Genomic DNA, 14,984 nt, shown 5'->3' with positions numbered 1-14,984 from the left:
TTCCCCGGTGCGTGGGGCCCTAAACGCTGCTACTTGTAACCGCCAAGGACGCCAAGGACGCCAAGGGGAAGGCGGTTCCAAATCCCCGCATTCCTTGGCGCTCTTGGCGTCCTTGGCGGTTCAATCCCCAACCCCGCAACCAGCCCCCAGGGCTGGCATCTCGCCCCCGCCCGGGTACGATTGTGCAGGTCCTATCGGTGAGCGGGCGACGGCGGCCGGCGCAACCCGACAGTGGCGCCGCGTAGCGAAACAAAGCCTTCCGCGCCGGTGCGCCTACCTGCTCCGCCTAAGCTATGTTGAAGCGGAGGCACGGGTTGACGCGCGTGTGCGGTAAGGCGAAGGTGCGCCGCGGCACATTTGCGTTTTCAAGACTAACGGGAGATTGAGTCGAAGCATGAGGCGTGGCCCAGCGCTGCGCCTTCAGGGAAGCAAGGCACGGCGGCGGCAACTGGAACCACAACTCCTGAAGCCGGCCACCGTCATCCCGAGAGCCTTCCCGATCCATGCTGACCCAATGGACCCCCACGCTCACCACGCCGTCGTTTACGCCCGTCATGCCAGCCGCGCAGCGATTCATGCAGTTTCGCTATCCGCTGCCTTACGGTGCGCTCTTACAGGACGGCGGGGTGCAGTTCGTCGTTTACAGCCGCTCGGCCACGGCCATGCGGGTGTTGCTGTATAAGCGAGTCACCGACCGCGAGCCCTATCGCGTCGTCGACTTCAATCGCACCACCGACCGGTGGGGCGACATTTGGAGTCTCTTCGTGCCTGATCTTGAAGCAGGCGCGTTGTACCATTTTCAAGCCGACGGGCCTTACGCCCCTGAGCGCGGCCATCGCTTCAGTCCGCAAGCGCGGTTGATCGATCCGTATGCTCGCGCGTTGGCCGGCGCCTTCCAAGCATCGGAAGACGGCATCATCCGCCCGCCGAAGTGCGTCGTCATCGACGATAACTTCGACTGGCAAGGCGATCGCCACTTGCGCCGCCCGCTGTCTGAGTCGGTGATCTACGAGATGCACGTCCGCGGGTTCACCAAGGGCGGCTCCAGCAACGTCGACTCGCCCGGCAGCTATCTCGGCGTCATCGAGAAGATTCCATATCTGCAGTCGCTCGGCGTCACGGCCGTCGAGTTGATGCCGATTCACGAGTTCCCCACGAACGGCGTGTTTGGCGGCAAGCTCGATCGTCCCAATTACTGGGGCTACGACTCGCTTGCGTTTTTCTCCCCTCACCGCGGCTACCAGCAGGGGAACGAGCCGGGCGACCAAGTCCGCCAGTTTAAGGAAATGGTCCGGGCGCTCCACGCGGCCGGCATCGAGGTGATCCTCGACGTGGTGTTCAATCACACCGCCGAAGGAAATCACATGGGACCGACGCTCAGCTTCAAGGGGCTGGAGAATCGCGTCTACTACATGCTCAACGGCGACGGCACCTACAAGAATTACTCCGGCTGCGGCAACACGGTGAACGGCAATCACCCGATCTGCCGCGAGATGATTTTCCACTGCCTCCGCCATTGGGTTTACAACTACCACATCGACGGGTTCCGCTTCGACTTGGCGTCCATCCTCAGCCGCAACCGGAACGGCGAGCTTGTGCCGAACCCGCCGATGGTCGAGCTGATCGCCGAAGATCCGATGCTCGCCGACACGAAGATCATCGCCGAAGCATGGGACGCCGCCGGGGCGTTCCAAGTCGGCAACTTCGCCGACAAGCGTTGGGCCGAGTGGAACGGTCACTACCGCGACGACGTCCGCCGTTTTTGGCGCGGCGATCAGGGGATGATCGGCCCGATGGCCACCCGGCTGTCAGGCTCGAGCGATCTCTACCAAACGAGCGGCCGGCATCCCTACCACAGCATCAACTTCATTACATCTCATGACGGCTACCCGCTCAACGACTTAGTCAGCTACGAGCACAAGCACAATCAGGCCAACGGAGAAGACAACCGGGACGGAGAGAATAACAACAACAGTGCAAATTACGGCGTAGAAGGTCCGACTCGGCGAAAGCACATCGTCGAGCTGCGTCGCCGCCAAGCGAAGAACATGATGGCGTCGCTCCTATTGAGCGAAGGGACGCCCATGATCGTCGCCGGCGACGAAGTCCTGCGAACCCAGCGCGGCAACAACAATGCTTACTGTCAGGACAACGGCACGAGCTGGTTCGATTGGAATTTGGTCGAGAAGAATTCGGAGATGTTGCGGTTCACGCAAGCCATCATTGAGTTCCGCAAGGCCCAACCCAACGTTCGTCGTCCCACGTTTCTCACCGGCCAAGCCGCCGGCGAGGGGCAGATCCCGGACGTCAGTTGGTACGGCCCGGAAGGGCATGGCGTGAACTGGAGTTCGCCGCAGAAGAGCTTGGTATGCGTCCTCGGCACCGCCGGACTCGATGATCCGACGGCCCGATACATCATGCTGCTGCTCCATGCGGGAGGCGATTCGCAAGATTTCACCATCCCGGCGGCCGTGCGACGGCTTCCTTGGCGCCTGTTCGTCGATACCGCAGCCGAGTCCCCGGGCGACGTTTATCCCGGCGTCAACGGCCCCGCAGTCCCCGCCGGCGGACGCGTGAAAATGGTCCATCACTCGCTGCGGTGCTATGTAGCATAGCCCGGCTCTAAGTTGTAGGCTGTAGGCCGTAGGCGGGGCATTGCTCCTCGCCTACGGCCTACTTCGTTTTCTATCCAGAATTGGAATTGATAGCACTGCCATGGCGGCCTCACGCTCCAACGTTTCGATCATCGGTATTGGCGACGACGGGCTCGACGGCGCTTCCGACGCCGTTCGCCGCATCATCACTGAGGCGGACTTGCTGGTCGGTAACGACCGTGTGTTGGCGCTCGTCCCTGGCAATGTGACGGAACGGCTCGTCCTCGGCGCCGACGTCGAAGCCGCCGCCGATCGCATTGCCGCCGAGCATGGCCGCGTCGCGGTCCTCGTTTCGGGCGACCCGCTGTTCTACGGCTTGGCTCGTTACCTGTGCGATCGCGTCGGCATCGAGCGTTGCGAAATCGTGCCGCACGTTAGCAGCATGCAGCTCGCCTTCGCCCGCGTGAAGGAGAGCTGGGACGACGCCTACCTCACCAACCTCGCGAACCACTCGCTCGAAGCCGTCGTCGAGCGGATCCGCACCGCCGAGAAGGTCGGCCTGTTCACGACCGACGAGCATGGCCCCGACGCCGTGGCGAGGGCTCTCGCGAAGCGGAAGATTGACTACTTCACCGCCTACGTTTGCGAGAACCTCGGCGCCCGCAACGAACGCGTCACTCGCGGCTCGCTCGCCGACATCGCCGGGCAGAAGTTCGATCCGCTCAACGTGATGATCCTCGTCCGCAGCAGCGACGCCCCCGACCGTCCCCGCGACGCCTCGGTGCGCAGCCTGTTCGGCAATCCCGACGAGGCGTTCGTTCAATCGAAGCCGAAGCATGGCCTGCTCACCCCGGCCGAGGTGCGTGCTGTCGCGCTCGCGCAAATGGCGCTCTCGCCGCGGAGTATCGTCTGGGACGTCGGCGCTGGCAGCGGTTCGGTGAGCGTTGAAGCCGCGCTCCTGGCACCCGCCGGGCAGGTGTTCGCCATCGAACAAGATGCCGAAGACTTGGAACTGATTCGCGAGAATGCCGACCGCTTCGCCGCCGAGAACGTGACGCCAGTCGTTGGCCGCGCCCCGGAAGTCTGGGCCGACCTCCCCGATCCAGACGCAGTCTTCATCGAAGGGAGCGGCCGCGAAATCGCCCGTCTCGCCGAACTCGCCTTCGAACGCCTCAAACCGGGCGGCCGCCTGGTTGCGAGCGTCTCGAGCATCGAAGGCCTCCACGAAGTGAAGGCCAACCTCGCCGCCGCCACCTCCGACGTCAACGTCTGGATGCTCAGCGTCGCCCGCGGCACCGACCAGCTGCAACGATTACGGCTGAACTCACTGAACCCTGCGTTCCTAGTCTCCGCAACAAAAACGCCCTAGCACCCTACAGGCGAGCCGGAGGCTTTATGCCTCCGGTCTTCAAGTCTCCGGTCTTCCCTCAAGTCACTCATCCCGATGAACCGTCCCCGGCGAAAACGCCGGCAGACAAACCGCCACGTACTCCGCCCCCTCGGCGCCCGGGCTGCTATAGCGAATCCACTCGCCCGCGTCCGTGATGATTGCTTGCCCTGCGGCAACGTCGAATGTCTCGCTGCGGGTCTCGACTCGCAGCGATCCGCGCAGCACCAGGGTGTACTCCGCGAACTCCGGCGTCTGGCCCGGCTCGCTCCAGCCTGATGGGCTCACCATCCGCGCGACGCTCAGCTCGGCAGTCTGAGAATTGACCCGACCGACGTATTCCTCAATCACTTTGGGCGGTTCGCCATGGGCGTGAATACGCGTCGGCGAATTGATGAGTCGCGGCATCGCATTTGCTCCTGAGTCGTAGCTGTTGGAGTTCAGGAATTCAACCGAACGATTGGCGCCAGTTCGGCAATCACGGAGCATACATGCGTTACCAAGCCCTCGCCACCGACTACGACGGCACGATCGCCCACAACGGCATCGTCAGCGAGAGCACCGTCGCCGCGCTCAGTAATCTACTCGCCACTGGCCGCCGGCTGATCCTCGTTACCGGCCGCGAGTTGCCTGAGCTTCTTGCAATCTTTCCCGAGGTAGATCTCTGCGAGTGGGTCGTCGCCGAGAACGGCGGCCTCCTCTACCACCCCGCGACGAAGGAGGAACGCCCCCTCGCCGAGGCTCCGTCGCCTGCGTTTCTGGAAATGCTGCAAGCCCGCGAAGTCGAGCGCGTCTCCGTCGGCCGCGTCATCGTTGCCACCTGGGAGCCGTACGAAAACATCGTCCTCGAATCGATCCGTGACCTCGGGCTGGAAAGCCAAGTCATTTTCAACAAAGGCGCCGTCATGATCCTGCCGGCCGGCGTCAACAAAGCGAGCGGCCTCACCGCAGCGCTCAAGGAGATGGGCCTCTCGCCGCACAACGTCGTCGGCGTCGGCGATGCCGAGAACGATCACGCGATGCTCAAGCTCTGCGAATTCTCGGCCGCCGTCAGCAATGCGCTGCCGGCCGTGAAAGAGACGGCCGACTTCGTCACCCCATCCGATCACGGTGATGGCGTCGCGCAACTCATTGCCGCGATGGTTGAGGACGACCTGGCGAAGTTTGACGAGCGACTCGCCCGCCACCACCTAGTCCTTGGAAAGGCCGGCGACGACGAAATCGCGATTCCCTCACACGGCCCCTGCATCCTCATCTGCGGTCCGTCCGCCAGCGGCAAATCGACGCTCGTCACGCGGATCGTCGAAACGCTCGAAGAGCAGCACTACCAGTTTTGCCTGTTCGACCCCGAAGGCGACTACGAAAATTTCGCCGGCGCCGTCGCGTTCGGCAGTCCCGACGCGCCGCCAGCCGCAGATGAAGCATTGCAACTCCTCTCGAACCCGGACGCCAACGCGATCGTCAATCTCACCGGCCTCAAAATTCCCGATCGGCCGCCAATGTTCCTCAGCATGCTCGGCCCGCTGCTGCAAATGCGGACCCGCACCGGCCGGCCGCATTGGCTGATCCTCGACGAGGCCCACCACCTCCTCCCCGCCGATTGGCGCCCGCCCGACGGCGTAGTTCCTGAAGAGTTTCAAAATGTGATCATGATCACCGTGCATCCCGAACTTCTCGCGCCTGAGATGCTCCAGCGCGTCGACATGCTGCTCGTCGTTGGCGAGAACGCCGAGGAGATGATCGCCACTTACTGCGAAACCGCCGGCATCGATGCCCCCGATTTCGCACCGCCGCATTTGCAGCAAGGCGAAGTCCTGCTTTGGAAGCCCGGCACGCAGGAGCCGCCGCTAAAAATCGCCGCCTACCCCTGCAAAACCGAACGCCGCCGCCATCGCCGCAAGTACGCCGAGGGCGAGCTCCCCCCCGACCGCAGCTTTTTCTTCCGCGGCCCCGATGCGAAACTCAACCTGCGGGCTCAAAATCTGATGATGTTCCTGCAAGTCGCTGACGGCGTCGACGACGATACTTGGGAGTTTCATCGCCAGCAGGGCGACTATTCCAAGTGGTTCGAAACGTGCGTGAAAGATGAGGGCCTCACCGTCGCGGCGAAGCAAATCGAATCGCTCGACGCCCTCGACCCGCACGAAGGCCGCGAGATGCTGCGGGCCGCCATCGAGCGCGAGTACATCCTGGCGCCAACGTCAAAGATGCCCGTCGCCGGCGCGAGCTGAGTCGTGTATTGAACGCTACGGACTACTCATGCTTCCTGCGGGGCGCTACTCGACCAGAGTTGATGGATCGATTCGCCAGTAAGAGAGTTGATCAAATCGCCGCTTCCGAGCATTAACTGCGAACCGCGCAAGCAGAAAGCGGAGTCGCCGCAATGCCCCAAGTCCAGGATCGGCTTGCAAGTGGGTAATGTATCGCCAAGGCGGAATAGAGTTTGGTGGCCACCACCTTCGTATGGCAAGCAAACTCCGGCGAACGAACTGGCTTGCTCAACGTATCCGAGGTTAAGGAAATGAGTTCCTTTCTCCGGAGCGAACCGCCAAACTTCTTCCCCAGATTGTGTATCGAAGCATCGGACGGCCCCCCCCACTTTCTGAGGTGCAGACGAAGCCAGGCGAAAACGCGGTCGACAATATTGCAAATGTCTCTTTGGGAATCTCGAAAAGTTTCTCTCCGTCTAAGGTTTGGAGAAATCTCCTTCTATTTAGATTCACCACTAGTCTTACGGGGTCGTAAGGGCTTTCCCATAACTCGCGAACGCCGCGAAACGTCCTGATCGTTTCGCCCGTGCTCCGATCTAGTTCCTGGCAGGGCTTCGTGTCGAGACAACAAATGATTCGTTTGTCATCTACAGAAATTCGAATGTATTGCGGATGCTTTAAGTCCTTGCGATGCCACTGAGCGTTTAGCGAAGTCGTGCAGTATGCTGCGACCCCCTTAGTCCAAGAGCCTGCGACGACTTGCTTGCCGTCTCCGGTGACGGCGAGACGATCTCCGCCAAAATCAAGCACGGTGTCGAGCGTGCCGAGGCATTTCGGCTCTGCAACATTCCATAAATGCACTGTCTTCTCAAATTCGCCAATCGCCATCACAGGACCGGCGTAACTTGCGGCGAGGTGGCTCGCATACACGTGAATGTCCTTAGGAGACAATAGTCATGGAAGAGGCAGTCTACCGCCGCGGCGAGCGCGATTGCGAACCTTTCGCTCCCTTAGCCCCTTTGCCACCCTTCGGCCCGCCAGCCCCCTTCGCCGCGGGATGCTTCTTATGCGGCCCAAGCGTGGCCGCAGCTGCCGCCCGGGCCTTCGCCGCGTTCTCCGCCTGCCCGGTCATCTCATACAAAAACCGGCTCGGCACCGTGTCCTTCGGCTTCCCCCACTTCCGCCGCGTGAGGGCGAACGACATCGTCAGCTTTTCTTGGGCTCGCGTGACGCCGACGTAGCAGAGCCGCCGCTCTTCGTCGATTTGCGATTCGTCCGGCATTTCGAGCGTCCGCTTGTGGGGCAGAATCCCTTCCTCCATCCCCACCATGTAGACGTACGGAAACTCCAGCCCCTTCGCCGAGTGGAGCGTCATCAGCGCGATCGCGTTGCGTTGCAGCTGGTCCTCTTTTTCGTCGCGGTTGTCGCTGCCGCCGAGGGCGACGTCGTCGAGGAATCCGCGGAGCAGCGGGATTTCCTTTTCGTCTTTCTTCGTCTTATTTCCTTTGTTGTACGCGGCGCCGGCGTTGATCAGTTCCTCGATCGACGCGGTGCGGGCCTCGCGTTCCATCGGGTCGGGGTAAAGCCGATCGAGCTCGCGGCGATACTGCGTGCGATCGACCACCGCGTCGACCAACTTGTCGACCGGCGCTCCGCGGTCGGCGATCTCTTTCAACTCGCCAATGAGTTTCACGAATTTCCCGATCGCGTTGCCCGTCGCCCCGCCGCCGCCGGCCGCTTCGCGGAGCACGTTCCAAATCGGTTCGCCGCGATTCACCGCCTCAGCCAGCAACTGCTTCACCGTCGCGTTGCCGATGCCCCGCGGCGGCGTGTTGATGATTCGCAGCAGCGACGTTTCGTCGGTCGGGTTCTCGACCGTCTTTAGGTAAGCCAGCAGATCGCGGACTTCCTTGCGATCGAAAAACGATTGCCCGCCGACCAGAATGTACGGCAGCTTGAGGCGTCGCAGTTCGGTCTCGAACGCCCGCGGCTGCTCATTAGTGCGGCACAGGATCGCAAAATCTTTTGCCTGCATCCCCGGCTGCGTCAGCTGCATCTGAATATCGCCGACCACCCGTTCCGCTTCTTGCGTCTCGTCCGGCAGCTGCATGATGATCGGCCGTTGCCCGGCGCCGCGCGCGGGCCGCAAGATTTTGTCGTGCCGCTTCTTGTTGAACGCAATCAGCGTGTTGGCGTATTCGAGAATCGCCCCCGCCGAGCGGTAGTTCTCTTCTAGCCGCACGACCTTTGCATCGGGCCAATCTTCTTTGAACCGCAGAATGTGCTCGACCTCGGCGCCGCGCCAGCCGTAAATGGACTGGTCGTCATCGCCCACGACGCACAAGTTGCGATGCCCCATCGCGAGCGCTTTGACAATGCGGTACTGGCTGCCGTTCGTGTCCTGGTACTCGTCGACCAGCACATGATCGAATCGGCCTGACTCTTCGCGACGGATCGCCGGATATTTGGTGAACAGCTCCTCGGTACAGAGGAGCAGATCGTCGAAGTCGACCATGCCGCGGGCCTTCAAGCTGCTCTGGTAGCGCCGATAGGCCGCGGCGGCGAGGTGCTCCTTGTCGCTTGTCGCTTCCGACGCCGCTTGCATCGGCCGCAGCGATTTGTTCTTCCAGTTGCTGATGATCGCCAGCAGGTCGCCCGGCCGCAGCGAATCTTCCGGACAGCGAATATCGCGGAGCGACGTCCGCGCGAGCGATTCCTGGTCGCCCCGATCGCAAATGGCGAACTGGGGGGGGTAGCCCAGCTGAGTGATGTGTCGCCGCAGCACCTGCACGCACAGCGCGTGGAAGGTCGAAATCTGCGGCCGAATCTTCGGCCCCTTCGGCTTCGCTTTGCGGTGCGTCTTCCCGCCCTTCTCCGGCCCGCCGAGCAGGGCCATCGCCCGCTCCTGCATCTCGCCCGCCGCCTTGCGGGTGAACGTCACCGCCAGAATGCGATCAGGCTTAATCCGATGCCGAATGAGATTCGCAATCCGCGTCGTCACGACGCGGGTCTTTCCCGTCCCGGCCCCAGCCAAAACGAGCAGCGGGCCGCTCAGCGTCTCAACGGCAGCGTGTTGGGCGGGATTCAGTCCGTGAGCCATCGGGCATCCATGCAGGCGGGCGAAAACAAGGCGGGCCGGCGGCGACTGTTTCAGCAGTGCGGCGCGACCCGCCAGTCTACCGTCACCCGCGCGAAAACAAACGGCCTCCGGCAAAGTCCCCGCGATCCGCCGACTCGATCAACTGAACCGCCAAGCGCCCCTCCGCGCAAAGTGACGGAAGCCTGCCGCGGGAACTGCTCCTCCGACGCTAGCCTTGACGCAAGTCGTTTCATGGCCTTACACTTCGGGTTTTAGGCGGCCTCTCACGCCCGGCACTACAGCCGGCAACGGCCCCCAGCGGTTTCGATCTGCCGACAGCCCACTGCCCACTCATCAATATTCATGAATACCGAACGCCGACACGAGCTGGAAACCAACGCCCTGGCCGAAGGGATCACCACCTGGAGCGACAAGGCGCGCCCCTACACGTCGGCGCTCCTCGGCCTGATCGCCGCGCTGCTCGGCCTGTTCATCGTCGCCTCGCTCTGGAATTCCTACCAAGAACGCCGCAACAGCGAGGCGTGGCACGAGCTTGAAGTCGGCCTACTTGAAGGCGACGTCGAATCGCGGAACTTGCGCACGATTGCCGATCGCGAAGACCTGCAAGGCACTGAGATGCAGGAATGGGCCTACATGAGCTGGGCCGATCGCCAACTCCTTCGTGCTTCGCAGCTCTATCTCACCAATCGCGAAGACGCCAAGAAGCGCCTCGATGAAATCGAATCGATCTACGAGCAATTCGCCGACGGCGCTTCGAACTCCGAACTGAAGAGCCGCGCTCGTCTCGGCTTGGCTCGCGTCAGCGAAATGCAAGGCGACATCACCGACGCGATCGCTCAGTACGAACTCGTCGACGGCGCTTTCGCCGAGCTTGCTGAAGATCGGATCAAGGCGCTTAAGGCGAAGCCGGCGAAAGAAACGATCGAATGGCTCGCCACCGTCGAACTGCCGAAGCGTACCCCGCCGACCGGCCCCGGTTCGCCCGGCGCACGGCCCGGTTTCGAAGCCGCTCCGCCGTCGGCCGATCAAGGTGGTGTGAATTTCGAAACGACGCAATCGCTCGAAGAAATCCTTGGTGGCATCAAGGCCGCCGAAGACGAAGGCAAGCGGTACTCGGAAGGCGCGGCTCCGGCCGAAGGCGCTGCGGCCCCCGCCGCTGAAACTCCCGCTGCTGGCACGACTGAAACACCGGCTGCGGAAGAAAAACCAGCCGCCACGACTCCTGCTGCCGAAACGCCGGCGGCGGAAACGCCCGCTGCCGACGCTCCCGCAGCTACCGAAACCCCCGCTGAATCGCCGGCCGCCGACGGCGCTGCCGCTGAGAAACCGGCAGCTCAATGACGGTGGACGACGAGGGGGCTTGGGATGACGAAGTCGCGCCAGTCACGTCACTGGCCAGCGAGTTCGGCGACTACACGCTCACTGTCGACGAAGCCGCGGCTGGCCAGCGCATCGATGCGTTCTTAGCCGCTGCGATCGATGGCGTCAGCCGCGCTCGCATTCGCCGCTCGATCGACGAGGGTCTCGCCACCGTCAACGGCACGCAGCAGAAGGCCGCGTACCGCACGCTGCTGGGCGATCAGATTCAAATCCGCATCGCCGCAGCGGTCGAAGCACCGCTCCCCGAGCCGATCCCGCTCGACTTGCTTTACGAAGACGACGTCATCGCCGTCGTCAACAAGCCTGCCGGCATGGTCGTCCATCCGGCGAAGGGGCATTGGGCCGGCACGCTCGCCGCCGCGCTCGTCCATCGTTTTAACGACGGCCTCAGCGCCGTCGGCGGCCAGGTTCGCCCCGGCATCGTCCACCGGCTCGATCGCGAGACGAGCGGCGCCATCGTTGTGGCCAAGAACGACGCCGCCCACGAATCGCTCGCCCGACAGTTTCATGACCGCCTGGTGCAAAAGGAATATCTCGCGATCTCCGCCGGCCGCTTCGATCGCGACGCCGATCGCGTCAACGAACCAATCGGCCCCCATCCGACGCACCGCGAAAAGATGGCGATCCGCGGCGACCACCCTGATAGCCGCCCGGCGGAGACCTTCTTCGAAGTGCTGGAACGCTTCCCCGGCTTTGCGGTGGTTCGCTGCCGCCCGAAGACCGGCCGCACCCATCAGATTCGTCTCCACCTGGCGTACCTCCGCTGCCCGGTGCTGTGCGACAAGCAGTACGGCAGCCGCTCGCGAATCACTTTGGGCGAGGTCCGCAGTATCACGCGGCAGAAGCGACTCGGCGGCGATGCTCCGGACGATGAAGTGCTGCTCGCTCGTCACGCGCTACACGCCCATCGGCTCAGCTTCGCGCACCCGGTGAGCGGCACGGCGATGACGGTCGAAGCGCCGCTGCCGAAAGATATGGAGCGTTTCCTGGAAGTGTTGCGATCGGCCGTCTGATCGTGATACAACGGCAGCGCGTCGATTCCTGCGACACGTGCCTTCAAGGAGATTCTCAATGGGACTACTCAGCGAATTCAAGAAGTTCGCCATGCGCGGCAACGTCGTCGATATGGCAGTTGGCGTGGTGATCGGCGGCGCCTTCGGGCTGATTGTCACCGAGATTGTCGGCAAGGTGATCACGCCGATCATTGGGTACCTGCAAGGGGGCGTTGATTTCAAGGACGCCGCGTGGGAACTGCCTGTACCTGAAGTGATCGACGGCATGAAGGCGCCGATGATCGGATACGGCGCCGTCCTGCAGGCGATCCTGAATTTCATCATCGTCGCCTTTGTGCTATTCCTCGTGATCAAAGCGATGAACCGCATGGTGAAGAAAGAAGAAGCAGCGCCCGCTCCGCCATCGGAAGAAATTCTGCTCCTGCGCGAAATCCGCGACGCGCTCGCGAAGCGCTCGTAGGTACAGCGAGTAAAAGGGGTCGGGATCGTTTTGCCACTGGCGAGCTTCGCCTGATGGTAGAGCCTCCAGTGGCAAAACGATCCCGACCCCGTCAGCGGCGCCATCTCATTGCAGATGGCGCCGCTTGAAACGCGCGCAATCGTCCCAGCAGATTCTTCGCGCCGCTCCACGCACACGCCGTGGCTGAATACATCGCTAACGATGCTTCTCAACGATTCTCAATCGTTTAACGCACGAAATTAAAGATTTCTCGAAATCGTTAAAAAAGCGTGCACTTTCTTGAGCTCGTCGCGCGCCAATCGCGCCGCGTTTTGCGCCAAGCAAATGTCCTAATCCGAGGCCCATTAGACGCCCGCGCTAGCGATGGTAGAATGCTCGCTTGCGAGTCTCAAAAACTCTTAAGCGTAGTGCGATTTAACTTACGGAAGCGAACAATGCCAGAAGTCGACGTCAGCAAGAAAGAAAAGAACTATTTCACCGACGTGCCGCAGCAAACCCCCGGGTTCTTCCTCAAGGGCAGCGGCAACCTCGATTGGGGCATGAAGCACCGCCTCTCGCACACCTTCAATCCGAAGACGGGCCGCACCGTGATGCTCGCCTTCGATCACGGCTACTTCCAAGGCCCCACCACCGGCCTCGAGCGCATCGATCAAACGATCGTTCCGCTCGCTCCGATGTGCGACGCCCTGTTCTGCACCCGCGGCATCACTCGCTCGATGATTCCGGCCGACATTCAGAAGCCGGTCTTCCTGCGTGCTTCGGGCGGCCCGAGCATCCTCAAGGAACTCTCGGACGAACAAATCGCGATGGACATCGAAGATGCCATCCGCCTCGACGCAGCCGGCATCGGCATCCAGGTCTTCATCGGCGGCGAGCATGAAACCCGCTCTGTCCACAACATGACGCGCCTCGTCGACGCCGGCATGCGTTACGGCATCCCCGTGATGGCCGTCACCGCTGTCGGTAAGGAACTCGTTCGCAACGCCCAGTACTTCCGGCTCGCGTGCCGCATGTGTGCTGAACTCGGCGCCCACGTCATCAAGACCTACTACGTCGCTGAAGAGTTCGAAACCGTCACCTCGTCCTGCCCTGTGCCGATCGTCATGGCCGGTGGCAAGAAGCTGCCGGAACTCGAAGCCCTGACGATGGCTTACAACGCCGTCCAACAAGGCGCCGCCGGCGTCGACATGGGCCGGAACATCTTCCAGTCGGACGCCCCTAAGGCGATGATGACCGCCGTCAACAAGGTCGTTCATGAAAACATGAAGCCAGCCGAAGCGCTCCAACTCTTCGAATCGCTCAAGGCGGAGTCGAAGTAGTGAGCCAGTCCGCAGTCCTTGAAACGCTTCGTACGCAGCCCCCGAAACTAAGCGTCGGCATCCTTGCCGCCGACGCGATGGACTACGGGGCCGGCGTGAAGCTGCTGGAGCAGTTCGGCGTGCTGTTGCACCTCGACGTGATGGATGGCCGCGTCTGGCCGAGCATCACCGCCGGGGCGCCGGTCCTCGTCGGGCTGCGCACCAGCTTGCTCAAGGACGTTCATCTGCTGATCGAAGAACCCGAGAAACACGTCGCCGCGTTCGCCAAGGCGGGCGCCGACGTGATCTCGTTCTCGATCGAGCATTGCGGCGACGTGGCCGCGACGCTCGATCTGATCGGCCAGCAAACGAACGCCAACGATCCGGCCCGCAGCATCGTGCGGGGCGTTTCGCTCGACCCGGCGACGCCGGTCGACGCAATTCGATCTGTCGCCGACAAGATCGACGCGGTGACGCTGCTCGCCGTCGGCCCAACCACCGGGAAGCAAAGCTTCATCGACGCGCTCCCTGCGAAGATCGCCGCTGTTCGTGCACTGAACGAACAGATCGTCATCTTCGTCGACGGCGCGGTCACCAAGGACAACATCAGCCAGCTGGCCGCGATGGGTCCGAACGGCATCGTCACCGGCAGCGCCGCGTTCGCCGGCAATCCCGCCGAGAATATTCAGTTCATGCTGGAGCAAATCAGTGTCTAAGGTTTTGAGCGGCAAGGTCGCGGTCGTCACCGGCGCCGCCGGCGCCATCGGCTACGGCATCTGCGAAGTCCTGCTGGAGAACGGCGCTACGCTGGTCGCCACCGATCTGCCGGGCGAGAAGCTCGACGCCTTCGCGAAGGATCTCGACGCGCTCGCTCCTGGCCAATCGATCGGTCTGCCGATGGACGTCACCAGTCCGGAAGGCGTTGGCGCCGCGCTCGACGAGATCTACGCCAAGTTCGGCCGGCTCGACATCATGATTCACAACGCGGGGATCGCGTACGTGTCGAAGATCGTCGACATGGACATCGCCCGCTTCCAGTTACTGGAGAAGGTGAACGTCGACGGCACGCTCGTCGTGCTCAAGGAAACCGGCAAGCGGATGATCGAGAAAGCGGCCGGCGGCGACATTGTCGTCATGTCGACGAAGAACGTCCCCTCGCCAAGCGCCGGCTTCGGCGCTTACAGTGCGACGAAGGCCGCTTGCCATCAGCTCGGCCGCATCGCGAGCGTCGAGTTCGCGCCGCACGACATCCGCGTCAACATGATCGCCCCCGACGCCGTGTTCGCCGAAGGCAAGTACAAGTCGGGCCTGTGGGACCTCGTGGGCGAAGACCGCATGAAGTCCCGCGGCGTCAGCGAAGCGGAACTCCACGAATACTACCGCAACCGCAACTTGCTGAAGGCGTCCGTCACCGGCCGCCACGTCGGCAACGCGGTGCTGTACTTCGTCTCGCGGCAAAGCCCCACGACCGGCGCCACGATCCCCGTCGACGGCGGCCTGCCCGACGCGACGCCAAGGTAGTCGTATCCTCTAGCCCCGGGC

Annotated in this window: 11 protein-coding genes; 9 read left to right on the top strand and 2 right to left on the bottom strand. The window is 62.5% G+C overall.

Annotated elements, in window-relative coordinates:
• The first annotated feature begins 554 nt into the window (after positions 1 to 554).
• Positions 555 to 2,615: a glycogen debranching protein GlgX gene (glgX, locus tag ACQY7R_RS03865; protein ID WP_428304977.1), complete on the top strand. Its 2,061-nt coding sequence runs from the start codon at positions 555 to 557 to the stop codon at positions 2,613 to 2,615.
• Positions 2,616 to 2,715: 100 nt separating this feature from the next.
• The gene (cbiE, locus tag ACQY7R_RS03860) at positions 2,716 to 3,963 is read left to right on the top strand and encodes a precorrin-6y C5,15-methyltransferase (decarboxylating) subunit CbiE (protein WP_428304280.1); all 1,248 of its coding nucleotides are present in this window, start codon (positions 2,716 to 2,718) and stop codon (positions 3,961 to 3,963) included.
• A gap of 63 nt (positions 3,964 to 4,026) precedes the next feature.
• Here the strand turns inward: cbiE and ACQY7R_RS03855 are convergent, their stop codons facing one another.
• On the bottom strand, positions 4,027 to 4,389 hold the full coding sequence (locus ACQY7R_RS03855; protein WP_428304279.1) for a cupin domain-containing protein: 363 nt from the start codon (positions 4,387 to 4,389) through the stop codon (positions 4,027 to 4,029).
• An 83-nt stretch (positions 4,390 to 4,472) separates the two neighbouring features.
• Here ACQY7R_RS03855 and ACQY7R_RS03850 point away from each other — a divergent pair, with 83 nt between their 5' ends.
• On the top strand, positions 4,473 to 6,212 hold the full coding sequence (locus ACQY7R_RS03850) for an HAD-IIB family hydrolase (protein WP_428304278.1): 1,740 nt from the start codon (positions 4,473 to 4,475) through the stop codon (positions 6,210 to 6,212).
• Positions 6,213 to 7,161: 949 nt separating this feature from the next.
• Here the strand turns inward: ACQY7R_RS03850 and ACQY7R_RS03845 are convergent.
• On the bottom strand, positions 7,162 to 9,291 hold the full coding sequence (locus ACQY7R_RS03845; RefSeq protein ID WP_428304277.1) for an ATP-dependent helicase: 2,130 nt from the start codon (positions 9,289 to 9,291) through the stop codon (positions 7,162 to 7,164).
• A gap of 342 nt (positions 9,292 to 9,633) precedes the next feature.
• Here ACQY7R_RS03845 and ACQY7R_RS03840 point away from each other — a divergent pair, with 342 nt between their 5' ends.
• The 6 genes from ACQY7R_RS03840 to ACQY7R_RS03815 all read left to right on the top strand — a co-directional run bounded on the left by ACQY7R_RS03840 (position 9,634) and on the right by ACQY7R_RS03815 (position 14,963).
• Complete coding sequence (locus tag ACQY7R_RS03840) at positions 9,634 to 10,632, top strand: hypothetical protein (RefSeq protein WP_428304276.1); 999 nt, start codon at positions 9,634 to 9,636, stop codon at positions 10,630 to 10,632.
• Positions 10,629 to 11,684, top strand: coding sequence for an RluA family pseudouridine synthase (locus ACQY7R_RS03835; protein WP_428304275.1), 1,056 nt, complete (start codon positions 10,629 to 10,631; stop codon positions 11,682 to 11,684). Before ACQY7R_RS03840 ends, ACQY7R_RS03835 begins: the two co-directional genes overlap by 4 nt.
• Before the next feature lie 58 nt (positions 11,685 to 11,742).
• Complete coding sequence (mscL, locus tag ACQY7R_RS03830; protein WP_428304274.1) at positions 11,743 to 12,144, top strand: large-conductance mechanosensitive channel protein MscL; 402 nt, start codon at positions 11,743 to 11,745, stop codon at positions 12,142 to 12,144.
• Positions 12,145 to 12,578: 434 nt separating this feature from the next.
• Positions 12,579 to 13,463, top strand: a complete 885-nt coding sequence (lsrF, locus tag ACQY7R_RS03825) for a 3-hydroxy-5-phosphonooxypentane-2,4-dione thiolase (protein WP_152098781.1) — start codon at positions 12,579 to 12,581, stop codon at positions 13,461 to 13,463.
• On the top strand, positions 13,463 to 14,158 hold the full coding sequence (locus ACQY7R_RS03820) for a ribulose-phosphate 3-epimerase (protein ID WP_428304273.1): 696 nt from the start codon (positions 13,463 to 13,465) through the stop codon (positions 14,156 to 14,158). The genes lsrF and ACQY7R_RS03820 overlap by 1 nt, the downstream gene beginning before the upstream one ends.
• Positions 14,151 to 14,963 (top strand): SDR family oxidoreductase, encoded by an 813-nt coding sequence (locus tag ACQY7R_RS03815; protein WP_172991987.1) that lies wholly within the window; start codon positions 14,151 to 14,153, stop codon positions 14,961 to 14,963. The genes ACQY7R_RS03820 and ACQY7R_RS03815 overlap by 8 nt, the downstream gene beginning before the upstream one ends.
• Positions 14,964 to 14,984 lie beyond the last annotated feature (21 nt).

The organism is Lacipirellula sp., assembly GCF_965279485.1.
Taxonomy (GTDB): Bacteria; Planctomycetota; Planctomycetia; order Pirellulales; family Lacipirellulaceae; genus Lacipirellula.
The sequence above is the reverse complement of the archived record's forward strand: the minus strand, read 5'-3'. Positions and strand labels throughout refer to the sequence as shown.